Below are 18168 nucleotides of genomic sequence, written 5' to 3'. Positions count from 1 at the left end.
AGGAGTCTTAAATAGTATGAGTTGTCCAAAGATGGGATTTGAATTTTTTCAGGGTTGGGTGACTCATATCGCTACTCCTTGAAAATAGTATGATTGCCCAATAGGGTCTTTATAATTTCTACAATATTTTCAATTTTCAATTTTTTATTTAATACAATATTATGTTGTTTATTTTTTTTGCTAATTGTTGCCCAACGCTTTGGACTGGCAAATAAATTATCACCAAAAAAACTAATGGTTTTAATATTGAGCATACCTGCTAAGTGCATTGGGCCTGTTGAGGTGCTAATTAATAATTCGCTGTCTTCAATAAGATAGCAAAAATCAAGAAGGGTAGGTGGCTGATAAATTAAATCTTCTTGGGAAATCAGTGTTTGGCATTGGTTTTTTGTATTCAAATCATCGGGTCCAAATGTCCATACCACTTGTGTGTTACCTTGACTTCTAACGGCATCGGATAGCTTAATATAATCCTCTAATGTTAAATTACCCTCGCTACTGCCACCATAACCAGGGTGTAAAAGTACAATTTTTTTATCGTTTAATTGGTGTTGATTTCTAAACTGAGCATTCCTAATAAGTGTTAGCAATGGTGGCTTGAAGTTTAGCTCAATATTTTTATCTAATATTTTTGCCAACTCTAAATTATACAACACTTCAGTTTTTTCAACTCGACTTCGTCTTTGTTTGAGGGTTTTATTGAAAAAAATTTGAGCCAGTTTTGTTGCTGGCGCAATGCGTGTTTTAATACGGTTTAAAAATAAAAGGCAACCTAATTGAGTGTCAATAAATGCACTAATACTCACTTCAATATTTGCATTTTTTATGGACTTTTTCGTTTGCCAAAAATGATTTTTATCATATAGAATAACGCCATCAATGTAATCAATTTGTTGAGCCAATTCAAAATTAACGCTTGATACCAAGGTAAAAACTTTAGCCTTAGGATAATGATTTTTAATAGCAAAGATTAAAGGCAGCGTGGTAATAAAATCACCAATCTTATCGTGACGAGTAATGAGAATATTCATTTTTTCTGATTAAGCTCATAAAGTTTAATATACTTGTAAAAATTGGTTGCCATATGTGAAAAGGCGATGACTAAGCCTGCGTATCCATCTAAAAAACCTCGTTTTAATATATAGGTTTTGAAGAACGAAAAACCGCCATTGAGTATTGCTCTGATAGGAGATGAGGATTTTTTACCTATATTATCAAGTGCAAATTCACTGGAGTAAATGTCTAATTTTTTAATAAAGTCACTGATATTTCTATATGGATAATGATTGACAAATCCAGCGAGTAATTCAGTATTCAATTGATTAATTAATATGCTTTCATGTACTTTTTTGTCGTTAAAGCCAGTTTGTTTTCGATGATATAATCGTACGATTTTATCGTTATTCCAGCAATGCTTAATGTGTTTTTTCTGGTAAAAATTTTTTCTAAAAATTTGATAAACAGATGCTTGGTTTAATTGTAAACTTTCCAAGCCAATTAAAAAATCTTCACTAATAACCTCATCTGCATCCAGTGACAAAACCCAGTCGTGTTTGGCATAAGTGGCCGCTTTGTTTTTGGTCGTTCCAAATCCTAAAAAATCCCCTTGAACGAGATCAACATTGTTGTAAGTGCTTACTATGTTTAAAGTATTGTCCACTGATCCATTGTCATAAACCACCACATTAGAAAATTTAAAAAGTGCATCAAGGGTTGATTTAATGCTCTTCTCACCATTTTTAACAATGATGACGACTGAAATATTTTTTATCATAAACCTAGTGCCCGTTTGATTTTTCGTTTGCGTACTTTTGCTATTTTATTTTGTTGGTTGTAACCTAATCCTAGGCTGACAAAATAATCAACTTTTACTCCTGAAAGTTTGGCGTAGGTTTGTAATATTAACGCCAAGTCATCGTTATTAGCCCATAATTTATTAAAGTTTTTAGCCCTGTCTTTTGAGTTTAAAGTTTTAAAATTTAGCCTATTAATATCAATGATTTTAAATTCATAATCTTGTTGATTTTTTTTGATCAAAATATTACCAGGGGACAAATCATTATGCATGATATTATTTTGATGAAGTTGGTAAACAAAGTTTGAAAATTGTTTAAAAATTTGTATTCTATCATTAAAATTCCCATCCAACAAAGGGATTCTAATATCAAAATCAGCTTCAAATTTTTGACAAATTAAATAACTTTTACCAAGCAACGGCTCAAAATTTTCAATTCTAGCGACAACTTTAGGTGTAAATTTAGCAATCTTTAAGCCATATTCGTATGCTCGCCATGCTTTGGATTTTTTCCAATAAGTATAAATAAGCCCACGGAACCAACCAAGTCTTTTATACGATTTAACCACAAGCGTTTCATTGTTAAACACAACTTCTTTAATTGTGTTTCTGTCATCTTGCAATATAGTGCTACTTTGTGCGAAATAACGCTCTATTTCATTAGCCAAGGGTTGGTAATCAGAGTGAATTAGTTGTTGTTTAATCATATTTGTAGAAAATAGCCTTTATCGGTATTTGGTTGTCAAGCATTACTTAAGAGCACCTCTAAAAAACCCAATGCAATTTATGAAAAGTATAAAACAGCACTTTTTCATCCAAAAATTCATCGAATAGCGGGCTATTCTCCTCATTTTTGGCTAAGAAATGCACTATTTTCTAACTCCCCTAAATTGCACTGGGGTTTCTGTAGGTGCCCTTAATGCCACCAATTTCTTGATTGGTGAATTTTGTTTTTACACAAAGGTCTCTATGTAAAATAATCATCAAAATATTATACTTATATTATAGGGCGTAAATATGAAAACTATTTTCCTTGACCGTGATGGTGTGATTAACCAAGAGGTTGGTTATTTGCATAAAATTGAAGATTTTGTGTTTATTGATGGTGTGTTTTCCGCTTGCCAAATGTTTCAAAAATTAGGCTTTAAAATCATTGTTATTACCAATCAATCGGGTATTGCTAGAGGATATTATAATGAAGATAATTTTAATAAACTTAATACTTGGATGGTGAATGAATTTAAGCAAAACAAAGTTGATATTTTGGATGTATTTTATTGTCCACATGCACCAGAAGACGGATGTCATTGCCGAAAACCTAAGGCAGGTATGTTTATGGATGCACAGAAAAAATATCCTATTGATATGCTTAATTCTTGGATGATTGGCGACAAAGAAAATGACATTACTGCGGCAAAAGCAGCAGGGATAAAGAATACAGTTTTAGTTAGAAGTGGGCATAACATTAATGAAAAAGATTCAAATGCTCAATTCATTCTCGATTCAATTGAGCAGGTTGCGCCAATAATTCTTTAACTTTTAATGCAATTTCAGTAACCTTAATATCTTGAATTGAAAAATCATTTTTATCAATTTTATTTGGGTTGACCAGTGAGTTTGAAGCAATCACATGGTTAATATTCGTCAGATAAGTATTTCGATAACTGGGTGTTGAGCCAAACAGCGTGATAGAAGGGATATTAAGTGCCCATGCCATATGCACTGGACCTGTATCGCCACCAATCACCATATCCATTTGCCCAATGATTGCCTTTAATTCATCCAGTGACACCTTGTTAATAAGGGCTACTTTTGGGGCAATATTTTGTATTTTTTCAGCCATCAACCTTTCTTTTTTATCCCCCCACAAGATTGTAATATTGGCATCTAATGCCTGGGCTAATTGCCCAAATTTTTCTGCTGGATAAATCTTGGATATGAATGAAGCGCCCGGCAAAAAAGCAATATTAGCCTTGCTATTTTGCAAAAAGCAAGACTCAACCTTATTGTTAAAATGTAAAAATGGCTGTTTGTTTAAAATATTATCATGTGAAATAGGTACCGCTAAGGCGCTAGAAATGAGAAATGCATTACGCTTAATCACATTTTCAGAATATTTTATATGGCAAGTATCAGAATAAAAAAACGCTGCAAAAGCCTCACGCAAAGCACCCTTGTCAAAGCCAAAAGTTTTATCTGATGGAATAATTTTGGCAACAATAGCTGATTTTACCAACCCTTGCATATCAATAACAATGTCATACTTTTTAAGCTTTCTAAGTGCACTTAAAGTCTGAAATAGCACCTTAAAAGATTTGTCTTTTTTTGCCCTTTTAATGCCAACTGTATGGATTTCATTAATATCAAGGTTGTTCATCAATAGAGAACTAAACCCTTCTTCGACCACCCAATCTATAGTCGAACTAGGTAAATGTCGCTTAATAAATTGCAACACAATCATAGCGTGAACAATATCACCTAAAGCGGAAAGTTTAACGATAGCAATTCTCATTAGTGTATTTTATTGATAATGCTTGGTTTGTGTTGGTGATATTTTGAATATATTTATGTAGAAGTGTCAATGCTAAATTATCCTGAGACCTTTGCATAAATATGGATGATTAGTAAAATTCAATTTTTATCCACTTGGTAATTTTCTTAAACCTCGTTCTAGTAGAGCTAATGCTGGGTTTAAGAAAATTACCAAGTGGGTGAAAAGTGGATTCTTGATGATTATTTATATTTATGCAAAGGTCTCCCTTTATAATAGCGACAAAATTATATTTATTTGACTTTGGTAAAGAGAGGTGAAATTTGAAAAACATTTTTAAAAAAAATCTTCATAAGTTTTCTGAAAAAATAGAGGCACTTGTATGAATGTAAATAACCTTAAAGAATCCATTTTTCACCTGTTGGAAAGACATTTTAGTTCAGCCTTAGTCTCACTGGAATATGGTTTAAGAAATTCCTAAATTTAGCAAAAATTGAATCTTGCTAATCATTTATATTTATTCAAAGGTCTTTAGAAAATGATGAAAAATAAAACAATTTTAGTAACAGGTGGGGCAGGTTATATTGGCTCGCATACTTGCGTAGAATTACTTGAAAAAGGATATCGAGTGATCGCTCTTGATAATTACTCCAATTCATCTAAAGCAGTTATTGGCAAAATAAAGAAAATCACTGGTAAAGAAATACAAGTTTATGAGGCAGATGTTTTTAAGCAAATAAAAGGCGAAGTTCTGACGGTTAATTTAGGTACAGGAAAGAGTTACAGTGTGCTTGAAATAGCAAAGGCCTTTGAGAGAACGAGCGGTAAAAAAAATCAGTTTTGTAATTGTAGTAAGAAGAGCGGGCGATATTGTTTTATGTTACACCGATGTTCAAAAAGTCTAAGACAAATTAGACTGGGTTGCACAATTAAAGATTGATGATATGTGTGCTAATGCCTGGCGATTTGAAAGCCAAGAAAAATAAAAATGATTCTTATTGAGCGAAAAATAATGAAAGGCAATATGCTATATCTGTGGCTACTCAAAAATGCTTTTAAATCGTTAGAACAAGCGTTGATAATTAAATTGACTGATTGCTTATGTTAGCCAATATATTGCGCATTGCCAGTGGACAATTCATTGCACAATTAATACTGTTAGTTTCGCTGCCTTTTATCACACGATATTACTCTCCAGAGGAATTCGGTGTTTTTGCTGTTTTTAGTGTTATTACATGGATTTTGGTTGTCTTTTCTACGGGCAAAGTGGAGTTTTTAATTATTACCATGAAAAGTAAGGATGAGGCCGTAACATTAACCATAGGTATTTTGATAATCGTGTTAATTTTTAGTTTTTTAATTGCCCTAATTACAATGTTTTTTTTATCTAATTTTTTAAATTCTTTCTTTTCAAAGGAGTTGCATTATTTGCCCATTTTAATTGGCATTACGGTGTTGTTTGTAGGTGGCACACAAACACTAAGATACTACGCTACTTATTTAGGCAATTTTTCAGGACATGGCATAGTGGCTACAGTAAATGCTATAAGTATGATCTCTATTTCGCTTGGGTATGCTATTTTTATAGGCGGAGATTCATTGTCAATTGGACTTATTTTGGGGCAAATGATTGGGCAATTCTTATCATTTTTAGTTTTCTTATTTTATACTGATATTGTGCAAACGATAACTTTAAAAAAACTTAAAGTATCGTTTGCCACCGTATTTAATCAAATGCAGAAAATACCTATTTTATTAACAATCAATTTGGCATCTTCCTTGAGTTCACGCATACCTACATTGATTATGTCTGCTGTAGGTGGCATGTCTGCTGCCGGTGTATTTGCAATGGCTGAGAGGGTTGTGGGTGTGCCAACAGGTGCTTTTGGTCAAGCAGTTGGTCAAGTTGCTCGTCATCAATATCGCAAAATACATGAGGTTGATAATAGCAATATATCTTTACCAAGAAAAATAATTAAATCCACTTTCTTTTTTGTTATTTTTGGCTATGGACTGCTAATAACATTGGCTGATTGGCTTGTGCCATTAGTTTTAGGCGAACAGTGGCGTGTTGCCATTGTGTTTGTGCAAATTATTGCCGTAATGGAATTGTTTAATTTTGTGTTTTACAGTGTGGAGGATATCGCTATTATTCGTGATAATTTTTCTTATCGCATGTGGGCTCAAATCACGCAATTAATACTCTTATTGGTGCTATATGCTGTCGTAAATACAACAAGTATTCTGTCAAATATTGAGTTGGTGTTAGGTTTGATATGTCTTGTTAGAATTCTGTTTGTTGTTTATGATTTAACTAAGACTTGGCGTGGCGTTTAAAAAAAACTGATAAAATAACACTGAGTGTGGTTTCAAGGGTTTTAAATTTAGAGGAGTAAAAAAAGACATGATAGATAATAAAGTTGTATCCGCCTTGTTACCAGTTAAGGCTTTTAGCAGACGTGTTGAAAATAAAAATATAAGACATTTGGGGCAATATACATTATTAGAGCGCAAAATCTTGCAGTTGCAAAAGTCAAAATTTATTGATAGAGTCTATGTTGGGTCAGATAGTGATGAAATTTTGAAAGTAGCAGAAGATTTTGGCGCTCTTCCCATTAAGCGTGATGCTAAAGCGTGCAATGAAAGTCAGGCTTCAGCAAATCTTATGATAAAAGATTTTGTAAATAGGGTTGACACTGATATAGCTGTATGGGCTCATGTTACAAACCCATTTGTGTATGAAGAACATTATGATCAAGCTATAGAGGCCTTTAATGTAGCAGAAGATTATGATTCGCTGGTATCGTTAACAGAAATTCAAAGTCACATGTGGAATAAACATTTTTTTCCGATAAATTTCAATCCATATGCTGAAAAACATCCATTTGCATCGGAATGCGATTCATACTATTATCAAAATGGTGCAATTTTTATTCAAGAATTAGATAATTTTAAATCCAATAGTTATTTTTATGGAAATAAGCCCCGTTCTTTCGTACTAGATGAAATGGTTGCTTATGATATTAATACCCCTGAAGAATTCGAAATTGCTGAGCAGTTACAAAGTTACATGGATAAGCTACATGGTTTTTCTAAAACTTAAGTTATGCTCTTGAGACTTTATTACTAACTAGAAGATATGAAAAGTGATTATTTAAAATTAGCAACACTAAAAGACTTGCAAGCAGAAATGTTAAGACTTTTGCAAATTGTTGATAGAATTTGCAAAGATAATAATATAGAGTATTGGCTGGATGCAAGTACGCTGTTAGGTGCTGTCCGACACAAAGGTTTTGTTCCTTGGAATAGTAATTGCGGTATTTGCGTTCCAGCAGACGAATACTTGCGATTAATTTCTATGCTAGATATAGAATCAACGGTTAGTGCAAATATATTTTTGTTTCATGAGCATAACGATATTCCAAGAGGGTTGTTCGAAAAGTTGGCCACTACTAAGATAATGTTGCGTAATGACGGGAAATTGTATGCTGGTCATATCCATATATCTCCCGCTAGATTCATTAATAAAATTAACAAACAAAAAGATAAAGAGGTTATGGGTATTAGCGAGTATTTCCATAGTGGGGATATTGCCATGCACGGTGTAAAAGTTGATAAAAAATATATCAAAAAAACCTTAAAGAGTGCACTTAAAGAAAAAGAAAAGTTTACTCAATATGTTCATTTTGAATACTTTTCTGATTGTAATAACAGAGATTTAAAAGGTCTCGTCAGAATGGAGTCGTTAGACTATTACCATAATTTTAACACCTATTTATCTTATGTTGATATATTTCCATTAAAAAAATATTTTTTTGAAGGTGTAGAATTTTTTGCTCCTAATAATACCGATAAGTATTTAAAAACTTTGTACGGCGATTATATGAAGTTGCCACCAAAATCGCAGCAAACTCCCAAGCGTTTAGACGAGCTATTTTTTTGTAACTCTATTCAATTTGCAATGGAGGTTACGACTAATTCTTTAACGAACGATTCCCAATCTTTCTATCATTTTTCTATTCGTAGGTTTTTAGCTTCAATAGCTAGAAAAGTTGGTGTTTTTAAAAGATTAAAAGGGTTTGATGTAGCCATAAAAAAACTTAAAAACTCTGCATTAAAGTATGTTAAGTTAATATAAAATATGTGGAATTTTTCAGTATTAACGCCAATTTACCAAAAGGACAATCCGCAGAATTCTAAAGAATTTTAAATAGAGTAGTGCAGAATGAGAGGTTGCATGGGCTTATTTTGAGATTACCATCTAGTGTAGTAATTTTTAATGGAGATTTGCTAAAATAGAGTATAGTGCCAACCCTAAAGGAATTATTTTTTGCAAAAAACAATTTGTACTTATATAAAATTCAAACATATAAGGTGAGTTGAATTTATTGCAGGTGCTAGGTAAATTGGTAATGCTCACTCTTGATAATGAAATTGGTTAATAAATATTATGTTTTGGATGTTGGTATTTATGATTCCATTGAAGAAAATATAATGGTATTTATTGAAATACAAAATACACCCTTTTATTTTGATGAATTTCAGAAAACTCCTTTCTTATTTGAAGGTGATAAAAATCAATATTAACACCCAAAGAAACAATGGAGATTTTTTATTAATTAGCTTGACAAATATCTTGGATATTAAAGATGTAGAGGCGTATTGGCGGAAGATGATAAATTTAACAATGCACTTTTTGACAATGAAAGAGTAAGGCGGGGTTCAGAGAATTGTTTTGGTAATTTATTAAATAAAAATAGGGTGACAGAAAAATGAATTTGGATCGCTATAAAGTGAGCGGCTGGTAATATTTTTTTATTTTTAGAAGCAATGTTATGAAATTTTCAGTATTAATATCAATTTACTACAAAGAAAACCCACGGCATTTTGATAGAGCGATGCGGAGTGTGTGGAGTGAACAATCCATTAAACCTAATGAGATAGTTCTGGTAGAAGATGGTGTATTGACTGATGAACTTTATCAAAGTATTGGGAAATGGAAAGAAGAATTGGGTGGTATTTTTAAAGTCATCTCTCTTGCAAGAAATATCGGCATTGGTGGTGCTAAAAAGATTGGTGTGGAAAAATGCACCAATGAATTAATTGCAGTGATGGATACAGATGACATCTCTCTACCAGATAGATTTAAAAAACAATTAATGATTTTTGAAACTAAAGATATCGATGTTTGTGGGGCTTGGGTGGGCGAGTTTGAAAGTGATGAAACTAAGATAATTTCATATAGGAAAGTGCCAGAACAGCATAGTGCAATTGTAAGATTTGCCAAAAGCAGAAATCCAGTTAATCATCCTTCGGCAATGTATAAGAGAAAAGCAGTGTTGAATGTTGGGAATTACGCAAAACATAAAAGGACGAGCGAAGACTATAATTTATTTGTAAAATTGATATTAGAAGATGCAAAATTTTATAATATACAAGAGCCGTTAGTAAGCATGAGAACGGGTAATGGGCAAGTGGGGCGAAGAGGCGGTTTAAATAATGCAATACTTGAGGCGACCACACAAAAAGAGTTTTATGAAATGGACTTTCTTAATTTGTATGAATTGTTTAGAAATGTGGTTGTTGGCTTTACCATACGACTACTGCCTAAAACACTGTTGAAAATGGTTTTCAAGATGATTAGAAAATTATAGGTTTTGATTTATGAGCGATAAGAATATAGAGAAAAATCGTTACAACAGTGAAGCACAAAATGCTTTGGATGCTGGCAATTATTCTAGTGTGAATAATTTGACTTTACCCCTAAAAAAACCTTATGATTTTTATGAGTCGATAATTGCTATGCATATTAACGACAAGAGTTTTGTTTTAGAAATTGGTGCTGGAATGGGTGAAAATACTGAATTTTTATTAGCTACTGGTGCAAAAGTTTGTGCTACTGATATTTCAGAGCATTCATTAGGCGTGATAGAAAAGCGATTTAATACAGATAAATTAATCACAAAAGTGGCGGACATGGAAAAATTACCATTTTTAGATCAATCATTTGATATGGTGGTTAGTGCTGGCAGTTTGAGTTATGGAGATAATGATATGGTGCTTCATGAGATTTATAGAGTGTTAAAAATTAAAGGTGTTTTTATTGCTATTGATTCTCTGAATAATAACCCTATCTATCGTTTAAATCGTTATGTCCATTATTTAAAGGGTGAGCGCAGTTTGAGCGTGATAGAAAGAACACCTGATTTAAAATTATTGAGCAAATACGAACAAAAGTTTGGTAAAATAGAAACTAGATTTTTTGGTTCAATTTCATTTTTAACACCTTTGATGATTAGAGCTTTTGGTGAGAAGATATCAACTAAAATTTCAGATATTGTTGACAAGATGTTTTTTATTAAAAGATCAGCGTTTAAATTTGTATTAATGGCAAAAAAGAAATGAAAAGCATCCCTTTTTTTAATTACCCTGATTTATTTGCACAACATAGCAAAGAATTGACCGATATATTTCGGATGGTTTCAAGTCGTGGTGCGTTTATTATGCAGGATGACTTAATTCAATTTGAAAATAAGTTGGCAAAATACACAGGTATTAAATATGCGCTGGGTGTGGCTAATGCAACAGATGCCATGCAGTTATTGTTAAAGGCTGGCGGTATAGGCGTTGGTGATGAAGTGATATTTTGTTCACACACGATGGTGGCAACCGCATCGGCTATTAAATTCACAGGTGCAAGACCTGTGCCAGTTGAGGCTGGAGCGGATCACTTGATGGATATAACTTCAATCGAGGCGGCAATTACACCTAAAACAAAAGCAATTATGCCAACGCAACTCAATGGCCGTGTAGCAAATATGGATGCAATTTTGAAAATTGCCAATCAACATAATTTACAAGTTTATGAAGATTCAGCGCAAGCATTAGGTGCGAAACACAAAGGTAAGTCGGCAGGTTCATTTGGTTTGGGTGGTTGCATTAGTTTTTATCCAGCAAAAGTGTTGGGTTGTTTTGGTGATGGCGGTGCAGTGCTTACCAATGATAAAGATATTTATAACAAAATCAAGTTAATGCGTGACCATGGTCGTGGCGAAGATGGCAATGTATCTGTCTGGGGTTATAATAGTCGATTGGATAATTTACAAGCAGCGATACTGAATTATTTTTTTGATGACTATGAGGTGATTATTCAGCGTAGAAGAGCGATTGCTAATTTGTATAGTGAAAGTTTAAGAAATTTGGTTAGTGTTGTTTTGCCACCTTCAATAGGCAATAATCCAGATTGTTTTGACATATTCCAAAATTATGAAATTGAAGCATTAAAGCGTAATGAGTTAAAAGAATATTTATCTAGCAAGGGCGTTGGCACTTTAATCCAATGGGGCGGTCAAGCAGTGCACGAATTTAGGGATTTAGGATTTACCCAGTCACTACCATTTACTGAAAATATTATGCGCACAAGTTTGTTATTGCCGCTAAATATGTCAATTACAGATGATGAAGTTGATTATGTTTGTCAATGCATCAAAGGTTTTTATAATGACTAAAGCGCTTGCTCATAACATTAGGCGACATGCTATTGATATGACCAATTCTGGTGGAAGTTCGCATATTGGATCGATACTTTCTATTGCTGATATTTTGGCAGTTTTGTATGGAACGGTGTTAAATTACAAGGCTGATAATCCAAAATGGCAGGATAGAGATAGGTTTATTCTAAGTAAAGGGCATGCTGGAGCTGGTGTATACGCAGCACTCGCTGAAAGTGGCTTTATGCCAATAGAAAAATTAAAAACACATTATCAGAACGGCTCTAATTTATCTGGACATGTCTCGCATAAGGGCATTGCAGGTGTGGAATTTTCTACAGGTTCTTTAGGGCATGGTTTACCTGTTGCCACAGGTATGGCGCTTGCTGCGAAAATTAACCAAAATAAACACACAATTTATGTATTGATGAGTGATGGCGAATGTGATGAAGGGTCGAATTGGGAGGCGGCTTTATTTGCCCCACATCATAGGTTGGGTAATTTAGTGGTAATTATTGACCGCAACAAATTGCAAAGTATTCACTCAACGGAAGATACATTGGCATTAGAGCCTTTTGTGGATAAATGGCGGGCTTTTGGTTGGAATGTAATTGATATTGATGGGCATGACCATGAGCAGTTAATTAATGCGTGTTATTCTAAGGTTGAGAATAAGCCACTATGTATTGTGGCAAATACCATTAAAGGCAAAGGCGTCTCATTTATGGAGAATCAAGTTTTGTGGCATTATCGTAGTCCTCAAGGCGAAGAATACGAAGCAGCTGTCAATGAACTAGAGAATGACAATGCGTGATGCCTTTTTGGATAAACTGACACAGTTAGCGACAAAGGATAAAGACATTGTTTTATTGACGGCTGATTTAGGCTTTGGTGTTTTTGAAGCGTTTGAATCCAAGTTTCCTGGGCAATATTTTAATGTGGGTGTTGCAGAACAGAATATGACTGGTTTAGCTGCAGGCTTGGCATTGGAAGGCAAAAAAGTCATTACTTACTCAATTGGCAATTTTCCGACTCTGAGATGCCTAGAGCAAATCCGTAATGATGCTTGTTATCATGGCTTGAATATTACCATTGTTGCATCAGGCGGTGGATTTAGTTACGGCTCTTTAGGTATGTCACATCACACTACTGAAGATATTGCCATTCTCAGAGCATTGCCTGCAATGAGTGTTGTTGCTCCTGGTACAGCGTGGGAAGCAGGTGAAGCAATAGAGGCGCTCATTAATAATAGCGGTGTTGGTTATTTGAGATTAGACAAAACAACTGCTACGAATATTGAGATTAAATTTGCACTTGGGCAGTCTATTAGATACAAAGAAGGTAAAGACATAACTCTATTCACTACAGGTGGCATATTAAGTGATGTGATTCAAGCATCTGAGTTGCTACAAAAACAAGGCGTTAATGCTAGTGTAGTCAATATGCACACCGTTAAGCCTATTGATAAAGAAGTTATTATTACCTCAGCAAATGAGACAGGTGGCATTGTTACTATTGAAGAGCATAATATTGATGGAGGGTTAGGTGGGGCGATAGCAGAAGTATGTATGGATAATAGCATTATGCCAAAAGTATTCTTGCGCATTGGGTTGGATGATAGGTACTCTTCAATTGTCGGTTCTCAAGACTATTTAAAAGCATATTATGGAATAAATCAAAATGCTATTGTTAAAAAAGTGTTGGATTTATTGAGTATTAAAAATTGAGAGCATGAAGCGACTTCTTGATATCGTGTTATCTTTTACTGGATTGGTGTTGTTGTCGCCTATTTTAGTTGTTTTCATATATTTAGTCTATCAACAAGACAGGAAATCACCTTTTTATATGGCACCAAGGATGGGTAGAAATAACGCCATTTTTAAGATGATTAAATTACGCTCTATGATAAGCAATGCAGACAATTCTGGCGTTGATTCAACCAGTGCAGATGACAATAGAATTACTCCGATTGGGCATAAAATTAGAAAATATAAGTTAGATGAAATAACTCAACTATGGAATGTTTTGATAGGGGATATGAGTTTGGTTGGACCTAGGCCGAATGTTAAAAATGAGACTGATTCATATACATTTATTGAGAAAAAATTGCTCTTAGTTAGACCTGGTATTACCGACTTCTCATCCATTGTTTTTTCAGATGAAGGTGATATTTTGGAGGGTAAAAGTGATCCAGATTTATCTTATAATCAGTTAATTAGACCTTGGAAGAGTAGGTTGGGGTTAATTTATATTGAGAATCGCTCGTTATTGCTAGATTTGCAATTGATTTTTTGGACAGTGATTGCCATTATTTCAAAACCAAAGGCGCTTAATTGGGTTGTAACACAATTAACCAAAATGAATGTTGATGCCAATATTATTGCCGTTTCAAAAAGAGAAAGTGAATTGCACCCCTTTCCACCACCTGGTTCTGACGAGATTGTTAGTAAAAGGTAAATATGGGCTTGAATGCTAGTGATAAGTATGCACATTCTTTTTTAACAATAATCAACAAGTAAAACTTAAAAAATGACTCATATTCAAGTCATTATCTTTAAATTAAGCACTTAATGACTCATTTTTGATACTATAATACCAATATGAATGTCAATAATTTTAAAACTGATCAGGAAATTGTGGCTGAGATTGCCACAAGAATCCGCAATCTTAGGTTGAATGATCCTGCTCATCAAATGTCGCAGAGTGAGTTGGCGCAGCGTGCAGGTATTTCTCGTAGTACGGTGGCGCGGTTTGAGCAGAAAGGGGAAATATCTTTGTTGCCGTTGATAGCTATTTTGCGGGTGATGGGGTTGTTGTCTAATTTTGATCATTTGGTGCCGAAGGAGGTTGTGATTTCTCCAATGCAGGTGTCGCGAATGCAGGCTAAAAAAACCAGTAGACAGAGGGTACGAAAATGAGTGGTAGCATGGTTAATGTTATGTTGTGGGGGTATCAGCTTGGGGCGATTATTGAGAATCCTAGTCGTCCGGGTTTTTACTTGTTTGAATATGCGGATGGTGTTCCAGCGGGTATTTCTCCTTCTCCTATTTATATGCAGGTTAATCGGTCTGTGTATGACTTTAATCTTAATAAGGAGACTTTTCAGGGGTTACCGGGTTTGATTGCGGATTCTTTGCCTGATAAATTTGGCAATGCTTTGGTTGATCAGTATATGGCGAGTCAGGGTATTGCTAAGGCGCAAGTAACCACATTAGACCGTTTGCTTTATATGGGTGGGCGAGGTATGGGGGCGTTGGAGTTTGAGCCAGCTCAGGTGCAGCCAGAGGACAATTGTTATCCGTTGGCAATGAGTGATTTGGTCGAAAGTGCTAGAAAGGCTATTCAGGGGCAATTTTCACAAATAAACAATGAACTTATACGCATTGGTTCATCAGCGGGTGGTGCACGCCCTAAGGCGGTTGTGGGATGGAATCGTCAAAATAATGATATGATCGCTGGCCAGTTTGATTTGCCACAGAATTATGAACATTGGTTGCTTAAATTTGATGGTGTGGGGCAGGATCAAGAATTGGGTGGGGATGAGGGTTATGGGCGCATAGAGTTTGTTTATTATTTAATGGCGTTAGAAGCGGGGATTGAGATGAGTGAGTCTAGGTTGCTTGAAGAGGGTGGTCGGGCGCATTTTATGACCAAGCGGTTTGACCGTGTGAATAATCAAAAAATTCACATGCAATCTTTTTGTGCATTGGCACATCAGGATTTTAACCAACCGTATGTAACTGATTACACGCTGTTGTTACGCACAGCGCAAATGCTGAATCTAGGCAAGAATGAGATTGCACAAATTTATATACGCATGGTGTTTAATGTTTTGGCCAATAATTGTGATGACCACACCAAAAACTTTGCTTTTTTGATGAATACTGACGGCATTTGGTCGCTTGCTCCTGCTTTTGATGTGACTCATGCTCATAATCCTTTGCCAGATAAGTGGACGCATCAACACCAAATGTTGATTAATGGCAAGGCGGCTATTAGTGAGATTAAGCGGGCGGATTTACTTACCGTAGCTCAGGCATTTCGTATTAACAGTCCAATTAAAATTATTGATAAGGTTAAGGCGGCTTTGTCAAATTGGGACAATCTTGCCAGTAAGTATGGTGTGAGCGATAAGCAAAGGCTTGCCATTGGTCAAGAATTAGTGCAGAATGAGCAAAAATGAACATCGGGTAAGATTGGGATTAACTTGACAAGGTGTGATAAATGGCATTAAATAACGGGCATTATTTAATATTTAGTATTTAATTAAGGGTAAAAAATGCAAGAAATCTTTAGCGAACACATTATCGGTATTGCCGAATCTTTGCATACAGACCTTAAATAAATGATTGGCACTACTGCTAATCTATCCCGTTTTAACAAGCAACTGTTTATGTTGTTGCATGATTCCGTCTTATTGATATCAATATTACTTGCCTCGTTTTCCATACGACTGGGCTATTGGTATTTTCCAGAAAGTGATTTGCTTTGGGTAATATTCGGTGCACCGGTGATTGCTGTGCCGATTTTTATTCGCTTTGGCTTGTACCGCAGTGTTATTCGTTATATGAGTTTTAAGGATGTGCGCAGTATTGCACAAGCGGTGTCTTTGTATGCATTGCTGTGGGGGATCGTAGGTTTTATGGCGGCAGTAGAGGGTATTCCTCGTTCGGTTATTTTGATTAACTGGGTTTTATCTTTGGTCATGGTGGGCGGTTCGCGTGTTGCTATTCGTATGTTGTTGAGCAATAATTTCAAGTTGTCAATTTTCACAGACAGTAATCAAAAGTGCGTTTTGATTTATGGTGCTGGTAATGCGGGGGTGCAATTGTCTTCGGCACTTGAGCATACTGTGGAATATAAGCCCGTTGGTTTTATTGACGATTCATTGGAGTTGCAAAATTCTCAAATTAGAGGATTGCGCATTCATGCAATAGGAGACATTCCTAAGTTGATTGAGCGTTTTAAAGTCAGCGAAGTATTGATTGCTATTCCCTCAATTTCCCGCACCAAGCGCTTAGCCATTATCAATAAGCTGGAAGCCTATTCAGTTGTAGTGCGTGTTTTACCTGGCGTTGCAGAATTGGCACAAGGGAAAGTCAGTATTGCAGATTTGCGCAAAATCAGTGTTGTGGATTTACTCGGGCGTGGCGTAGTAAAGCCAAATCAAGACTTGCTAGGCAAAAATATTGTCAATAGAGTGGTTATGGTAACAGGCGCAGGCGGATCAATCGGTTCAGAACTGTGTCGCCAAATTATCCACTTACAACCTAAGGCATTAATATTGTTTGAAATGAGTGAATTGGCACTTTATAGCATTGAAAAAGAACTTGCAAGAACTGCCATTGATATTTACCCCATACTTGGCAGTGTCAATAATGGCAAGCGAGTTACACAAGTGTTAAAGCACTTTGGTGTTAACACTATTTACCATGCAGCAGCTTACAAACATGTGCCAATGGTAGAGTTCAACAACACCGAAGGCGTGAATAACAATGTGCTCGGCACGCTTAATTGCGCACAAGCAGCGATTAACGCAGGCGTTGATACTTTTGTGCTAATTTCCACCGATAAAGCCGTACGCCCAACCAACACCATGGGAGCAACTAAGCGTGTGGCTGAATTAATCTTACAAGCCCTATCAACAACACAACAAGCCACCATTTTTACCATGGTGCGCTTTGGCAATGTGCTTGGTTCTAGCGGCTCAGTCATTCCCTTATTCACTCAGCAAATCAAACAACACGGCCCCATTACGGTAACCGATAAAAACATTATTCGCTATTTTATGACCATTCCAGAATCGGTTGAATTGGTCATTCAAGCAGGTGCAATGGGACAAGGTGGCGATGTATTTGTGCTGGATATGGGCAAACCCGTTCGCATCGATGAACTTGCCAGAAAAATGATTCACCTGAGTGGTTTAGAAGTCAAAGACGACGCCAATCCAACCGGCGATATTGAAATCCACTATACCGGACTACGCCCCGGCGAAAAACTGTTTGAAGAATTACTTATTGGCGACAATGTCAGCGACACTTTGCACCCATTAATTATGCGTGCAGAAGAAAGGCTGATAGAATGGAACGAACTCCACTCTATCCTTTTGGCTCTTGAAAGTGCCATTGATGACAACAACCAAGTTGCACTAAGAGAACTGCTCATTAAACTTGTTCCTGAGTTTAAGCCACAATGTGGGATTACTGATTTGCTATTTGAGCAAGCCTCGCTCAAACAACAAAAATAAAATGAAATTAACTACAATTAGCAGTTTAAAACAAAACGACCTTGAATTTGCAAACATCATAGTGGGTTATAATAATCTTAATAGAAAAATCGAAACCGTCGTTAAGGTCAACCAAAAAGACCCAAAGACCCCTGCATTAAACTAA

At 35.4% G+C, this 18168-nt stretch carries 18 protein-coding genes and 1 pseudogene; 15 read left to right on the top strand and 4 right to left on the bottom strand.

Translation table 11 applies throughout. The annotated features are described in order from the left end of the window. Window positions 1-71 precede the first annotated feature (71 nt). Genes MS2017_RS06460 through MS2017_RS06450 form a run of 3 tightly spaced genes read right to left on the bottom strand, consistent with a single transcriptional unit; the run spans window position 72 to window position 2502 of the window. The gene (locus tag MS2017_RS06460; RefSeq protein WP_071563244.1) at window positions 72-1031 is read right to left on the bottom strand and encodes a glycosyltransferase family 9 protein; all 960 of its coding nucleotides are present in this window, start codon (window positions 1029-1031) and stop codon (window positions 72-74) included. Continuing rightward, window positions 1028-1774, bottom strand: coding sequence for a glycosyltransferase family 2 protein (locus MS2017_RS06455; RefSeq protein WP_122951659.1), 747 nt, complete (start codon window positions 1772-1774; stop codon window positions 1028-1030). Before MS2017_RS06455 ends, MS2017_RS06460 begins: the two co-directional genes overlap by 4 nt. Next, the gene (locus MS2017_RS06450) at window positions 1771-2502 is read right to left on the bottom strand and encodes a lipopolysaccharide kinase InaA family protein (RefSeq protein ID WP_122951658.1); all 732 of its coding nucleotides are present in this window, start codon (window positions 2500-2502) and stop codon (window positions 1771-1773) included. Before MS2017_RS06450 ends, MS2017_RS06455 begins: the two co-directional genes overlap by 4 nt. Window positions 2503-2812: 310 nt before the next feature. Here MS2017_RS06450 and gmhB point away from each other — a divergent pair, with 310 nt between their 5' ends. Next, window positions 2813-3331, top strand: coding sequence for a D-glycero-beta-D-manno-heptose 1,7-bisphosphate 7-phosphatase (gmhB, locus tag MS2017_RS06445; protein ID WP_122951657.1), 519 nt, complete (start codon window positions 2813-2815; stop codon window positions 3329-3331). Here gmhB and waaC read toward each other — a convergent pair. Further along, a complete protein-coding gene (gene waaC / locus MS2017_RS06440; protein ID WP_122951656.1) occupies window positions 3288-4307 on the bottom strand; it encodes a lipopolysaccharide heptosyltransferase I in 1020 nt (339 codons plus the stop codon). The two genes, gmhB and waaC, sit on opposite strands and share 44 nt — an antisense overlap. 520 nt (window positions 4308-4827) lie before the next feature. Between waaC and MS2017_RS11850 the strand changes: the two are divergent. From MS2017_RS11850 to MS2017_RS11320, 14 genes and pseudogenes are all read left to right on the top strand, one after another. Next, window positions 4828-5013 (top strand): annotated as a pseudogene (locus MS2017_RS11850) (SDR family NAD(P)-dependent oxidoreductase); the annotation flags it as partial. Between the two features lie 374 nt (window positions 5014-5387). After that, complete coding sequence (locus tag MS2017_RS06430) at window positions 5388-6623, top strand: lipopolysaccharide biosynthesis protein (RefSeq protein WP_122951654.1); 1236 nt, start codon at window positions 5388-5390, stop codon at window positions 6621-6623. A 67-nt stretch (window positions 6624-6690) separates the two neighbouring features. Continuing rightward, window positions 6691-7389 (top strand): acylneuraminate cytidylyltransferase family protein, encoded by a 699-nt coding sequence (locus tag MS2017_RS06425; protein WP_122951653.1) that lies wholly within the window; start codon window positions 6691-6693, stop codon window positions 7387-7389. Window positions 7390-7425: 36 nt separating this feature from the next. Next, complete coding sequence (locus MS2017_RS06420) at window positions 7426-8424, top strand: LicD family protein (RefSeq protein ID WP_122951652.1); 999 nt, start codon at window positions 7426-7428, stop codon at window positions 8422-8424. Between the two features lie 697 nt (window positions 8425-9121). Further along, window positions 9122-9940 (top strand): glycosyltransferase, encoded by an 819-nt coding sequence (locus MS2017_RS06415; RefSeq protein ID WP_122951651.1) that lies wholly within the window; start codon window positions 9122-9124, stop codon window positions 9938-9940. 10 nt (window positions 9941-9950) lie between these two features. Beyond that, window positions 9951-10691 carry a class I SAM-dependent methyltransferase gene (locus MS2017_RS06410; RefSeq protein WP_122951650.1) on the top strand — a complete coding sequence of 247 codons (741 nt, stop codon included), beginning with the start codon at window positions 9951-9953 and terminating at the stop codon, window positions 10689-10691. Beyond that, window positions 10688-11794, top strand: coding sequence for a DegT/DnrJ/EryC1/StrS family aminotransferase (locus MS2017_RS06405; RefSeq protein WP_122951649.1), 1107 nt, complete (start codon window positions 10688-10690; stop codon window positions 11792-11794). Before MS2017_RS06410 ends, MS2017_RS06405 begins: the two co-directional genes overlap by 4 nt. Continuing rightward, complete coding sequence (locus tag MS2017_RS06400; RefSeq protein ID WP_237732679.1) at window positions 11787-12590, top strand: transketolase; 804 nt, start codon at window positions 11787-11789, stop codon at window positions 12588-12590. The genes MS2017_RS06405 and MS2017_RS06400 overlap by 8 nt, the downstream gene beginning before the upstream one ends. Continuing rightward, window positions 12583-13503, top strand: coding sequence for a transketolase family protein (locus MS2017_RS06395; RefSeq protein WP_071563574.1), 921 nt, complete (start codon window positions 12583-12585; stop codon window positions 13501-13503). The genes MS2017_RS06400 and MS2017_RS06395 overlap by 8 nt, the downstream gene beginning before the upstream one ends. A gap of 4 nt (window positions 13504-13507) precedes the next feature. Continuing rightward, entirely contained in the window at window positions 13508-14233 is a 726-nt protein-coding gene (locus tag MS2017_RS06390) for a sugar transferase (protein ID WP_122951648.1), read from the top strand. Window positions 14234-14376: 143 nt separating this feature from the next. Continuing rightward, complete coding sequence (locus tag MS2017_RS06385; protein WP_071563687.1) at window positions 14377-14694, top strand: helix-turn-helix domain-containing protein; 318 nt, start codon at window positions 14377-14379, stop codon at window positions 14692-14694. Then, entirely contained in the window at window positions 14691-15959 is a 1269-nt protein-coding gene (locus MS2017_RS06380) for a type II toxin-antitoxin system HipA family toxin (protein WP_122951647.1), read from the top strand. The genes MS2017_RS06385 and MS2017_RS06380 overlap by 4 nt, the downstream gene beginning before the upstream one ends. A 162-nt stretch (window positions 15960-16121) precedes the next feature. Continuing rightward, window positions 16122-18023: a polysaccharide biosynthesis protein gene (locus MS2017_RS06375; protein ID WP_122951646.1), complete on the top strand. Its 1902-nt coding sequence runs from the start codon at window positions 16122-16124 to the stop codon at window positions 18021-18023. Between the two features lies 1 nt (window position 18024). Next, complete coding sequence (locus MS2017_RS11320) at window positions 18025-18168, top strand: HP1242/YdcH family protein (RefSeq protein ID WP_164707641.1); 144 nt, start codon at window positions 18025-18027, stop codon at window positions 18166-18168.

The organism is Bathymodiolus thermophilus thioautotrophic gill symbiont, from assembly GCF_003711265.1.
Taxonomy (GTDB): Bacteria; Pseudomonadota; Gammaproteobacteria; order PS1; family Pseudothioglobaceae; genus Thiodubiliella.
This window is presented reverse-complemented; position numbering and strand designations above follow the sequence as displayed.

Excerpts from the sequence above, each read along its gene's own strand:
- gmhB (WP_122951657.1), top strand. The coding sequence starts at position 2,813 with ATGAAAACTATTTTCCTTGACCGTGATGGTGTGATTAACCAAGAGGTT.
- MS2017_RS06410 (WP_122951650.1), top strand. The coding sequence starts at position 9,951 with ATGAGCGATAAGAATATAGAGAAAAATCGTTACAACAGTGAAGCACAA.
- MS2017_RS06400 (WP_237732679.1), top strand. The coding sequence starts at position 11,787 with ATGACTAAAGCGCTTGCTCATAACATTAGGCGACATGCTATTGATATG.
- MS2017_RS06460 (WP_071563244.1), bottom strand. The coding sequence starts at position 1,031 with ATGAATATTCTCATTACTCGTCACGATAAGATTGGTGATTTTATTACC.
- MS2017_RS06430 (WP_122951654.1), top strand. The coding sequence starts at position 5,388 with ATGTTAGCCAATATATTGCGCATTGCCAGTGGACAATTCATTGCACAA.
- MS2017_RS06420 (WP_122951652.1), top strand. The coding sequence starts at position 7,426 with ATGAAAAGTGATTATTTAAAATTAGCAACACTAAAAGACTTGCAAGCA.
- MS2017_RS06395 (WP_071563574.1), top strand. The coding sequence starts at position 12,583 with ATGCGTGATGCCTTTTTGGATAAACTGACACAGTTAGCGACAAAGGAT.
- MS2017_RS06385 (WP_071563687.1), top strand. The coding sequence starts at position 14,377 with ATGAATGTCAATAATTTTAAAACTGATCAGGAAATTGTGGCTGAGATT.
- waaC (WP_122951656.1), bottom strand. The coding sequence starts at position 4,307 with ATGAGAATTGCTATCGTTAAACTTTCCGCTTTAGGTGATATTGTTCAC.
- MS2017_RS06375 (WP_122951646.1), top strand. The coding sequence starts at position 16,122 with ATGATTGGCACTACTGCTAATCTATCCCGTTTTAACAAGCAACTGTTT.
- MS2017_RS06390 (WP_122951648.1), top strand. The coding sequence starts at position 13,508 with ATGAAGCGACTTCTTGATATCGTGTTATCTTTTACTGGATTGGTGTTG.
- MS2017_RS06380 (WP_122951647.1), top strand. The coding sequence starts at position 14,691 with ATGAGTGGTAGCATGGTTAATGTTATGTTGTGGGGGTATCAGCTTGGG.
- MS2017_RS06455 (WP_122951659.1), bottom strand. The coding sequence starts at position 1,774 with ATGATAAAAAATATTTCAGTCGTCATCATTGTTAAAAATGGTGAGAAG.
- MS2017_RS11320 (WP_164707641.1), top strand. The coding sequence starts at position 18,025 with ATGAAATTAACTACAATTAGCAGTTTAAAACAAAACGACCTTGAATTT.
- MS2017_RS06405 (WP_122951649.1), top strand. The coding sequence starts at position 10,688 with ATGAAAAGCATCCCTTTTTTTAATTACCCTGATTTATTTGCACAACAT.
- MS2017_RS06425 (WP_122951653.1), top strand. The coding sequence starts at position 6,691 with ATGATAGATAATAAAGTTGTATCCGCCTTGTTACCAGTTAAGGCTTTT.
- MS2017_RS06415 (WP_122951651.1), top strand. The coding sequence starts at position 9,122 with ATGAAATTTTCAGTATTAATATCAATTTACTACAAAGAAAACCCACGG.
- MS2017_RS06450 (WP_122951658.1), bottom strand. The coding sequence starts at position 2,502 with ATGATTAAACAACAACTAATTCACTCTGATTACCAACCCTTGGCTAAT.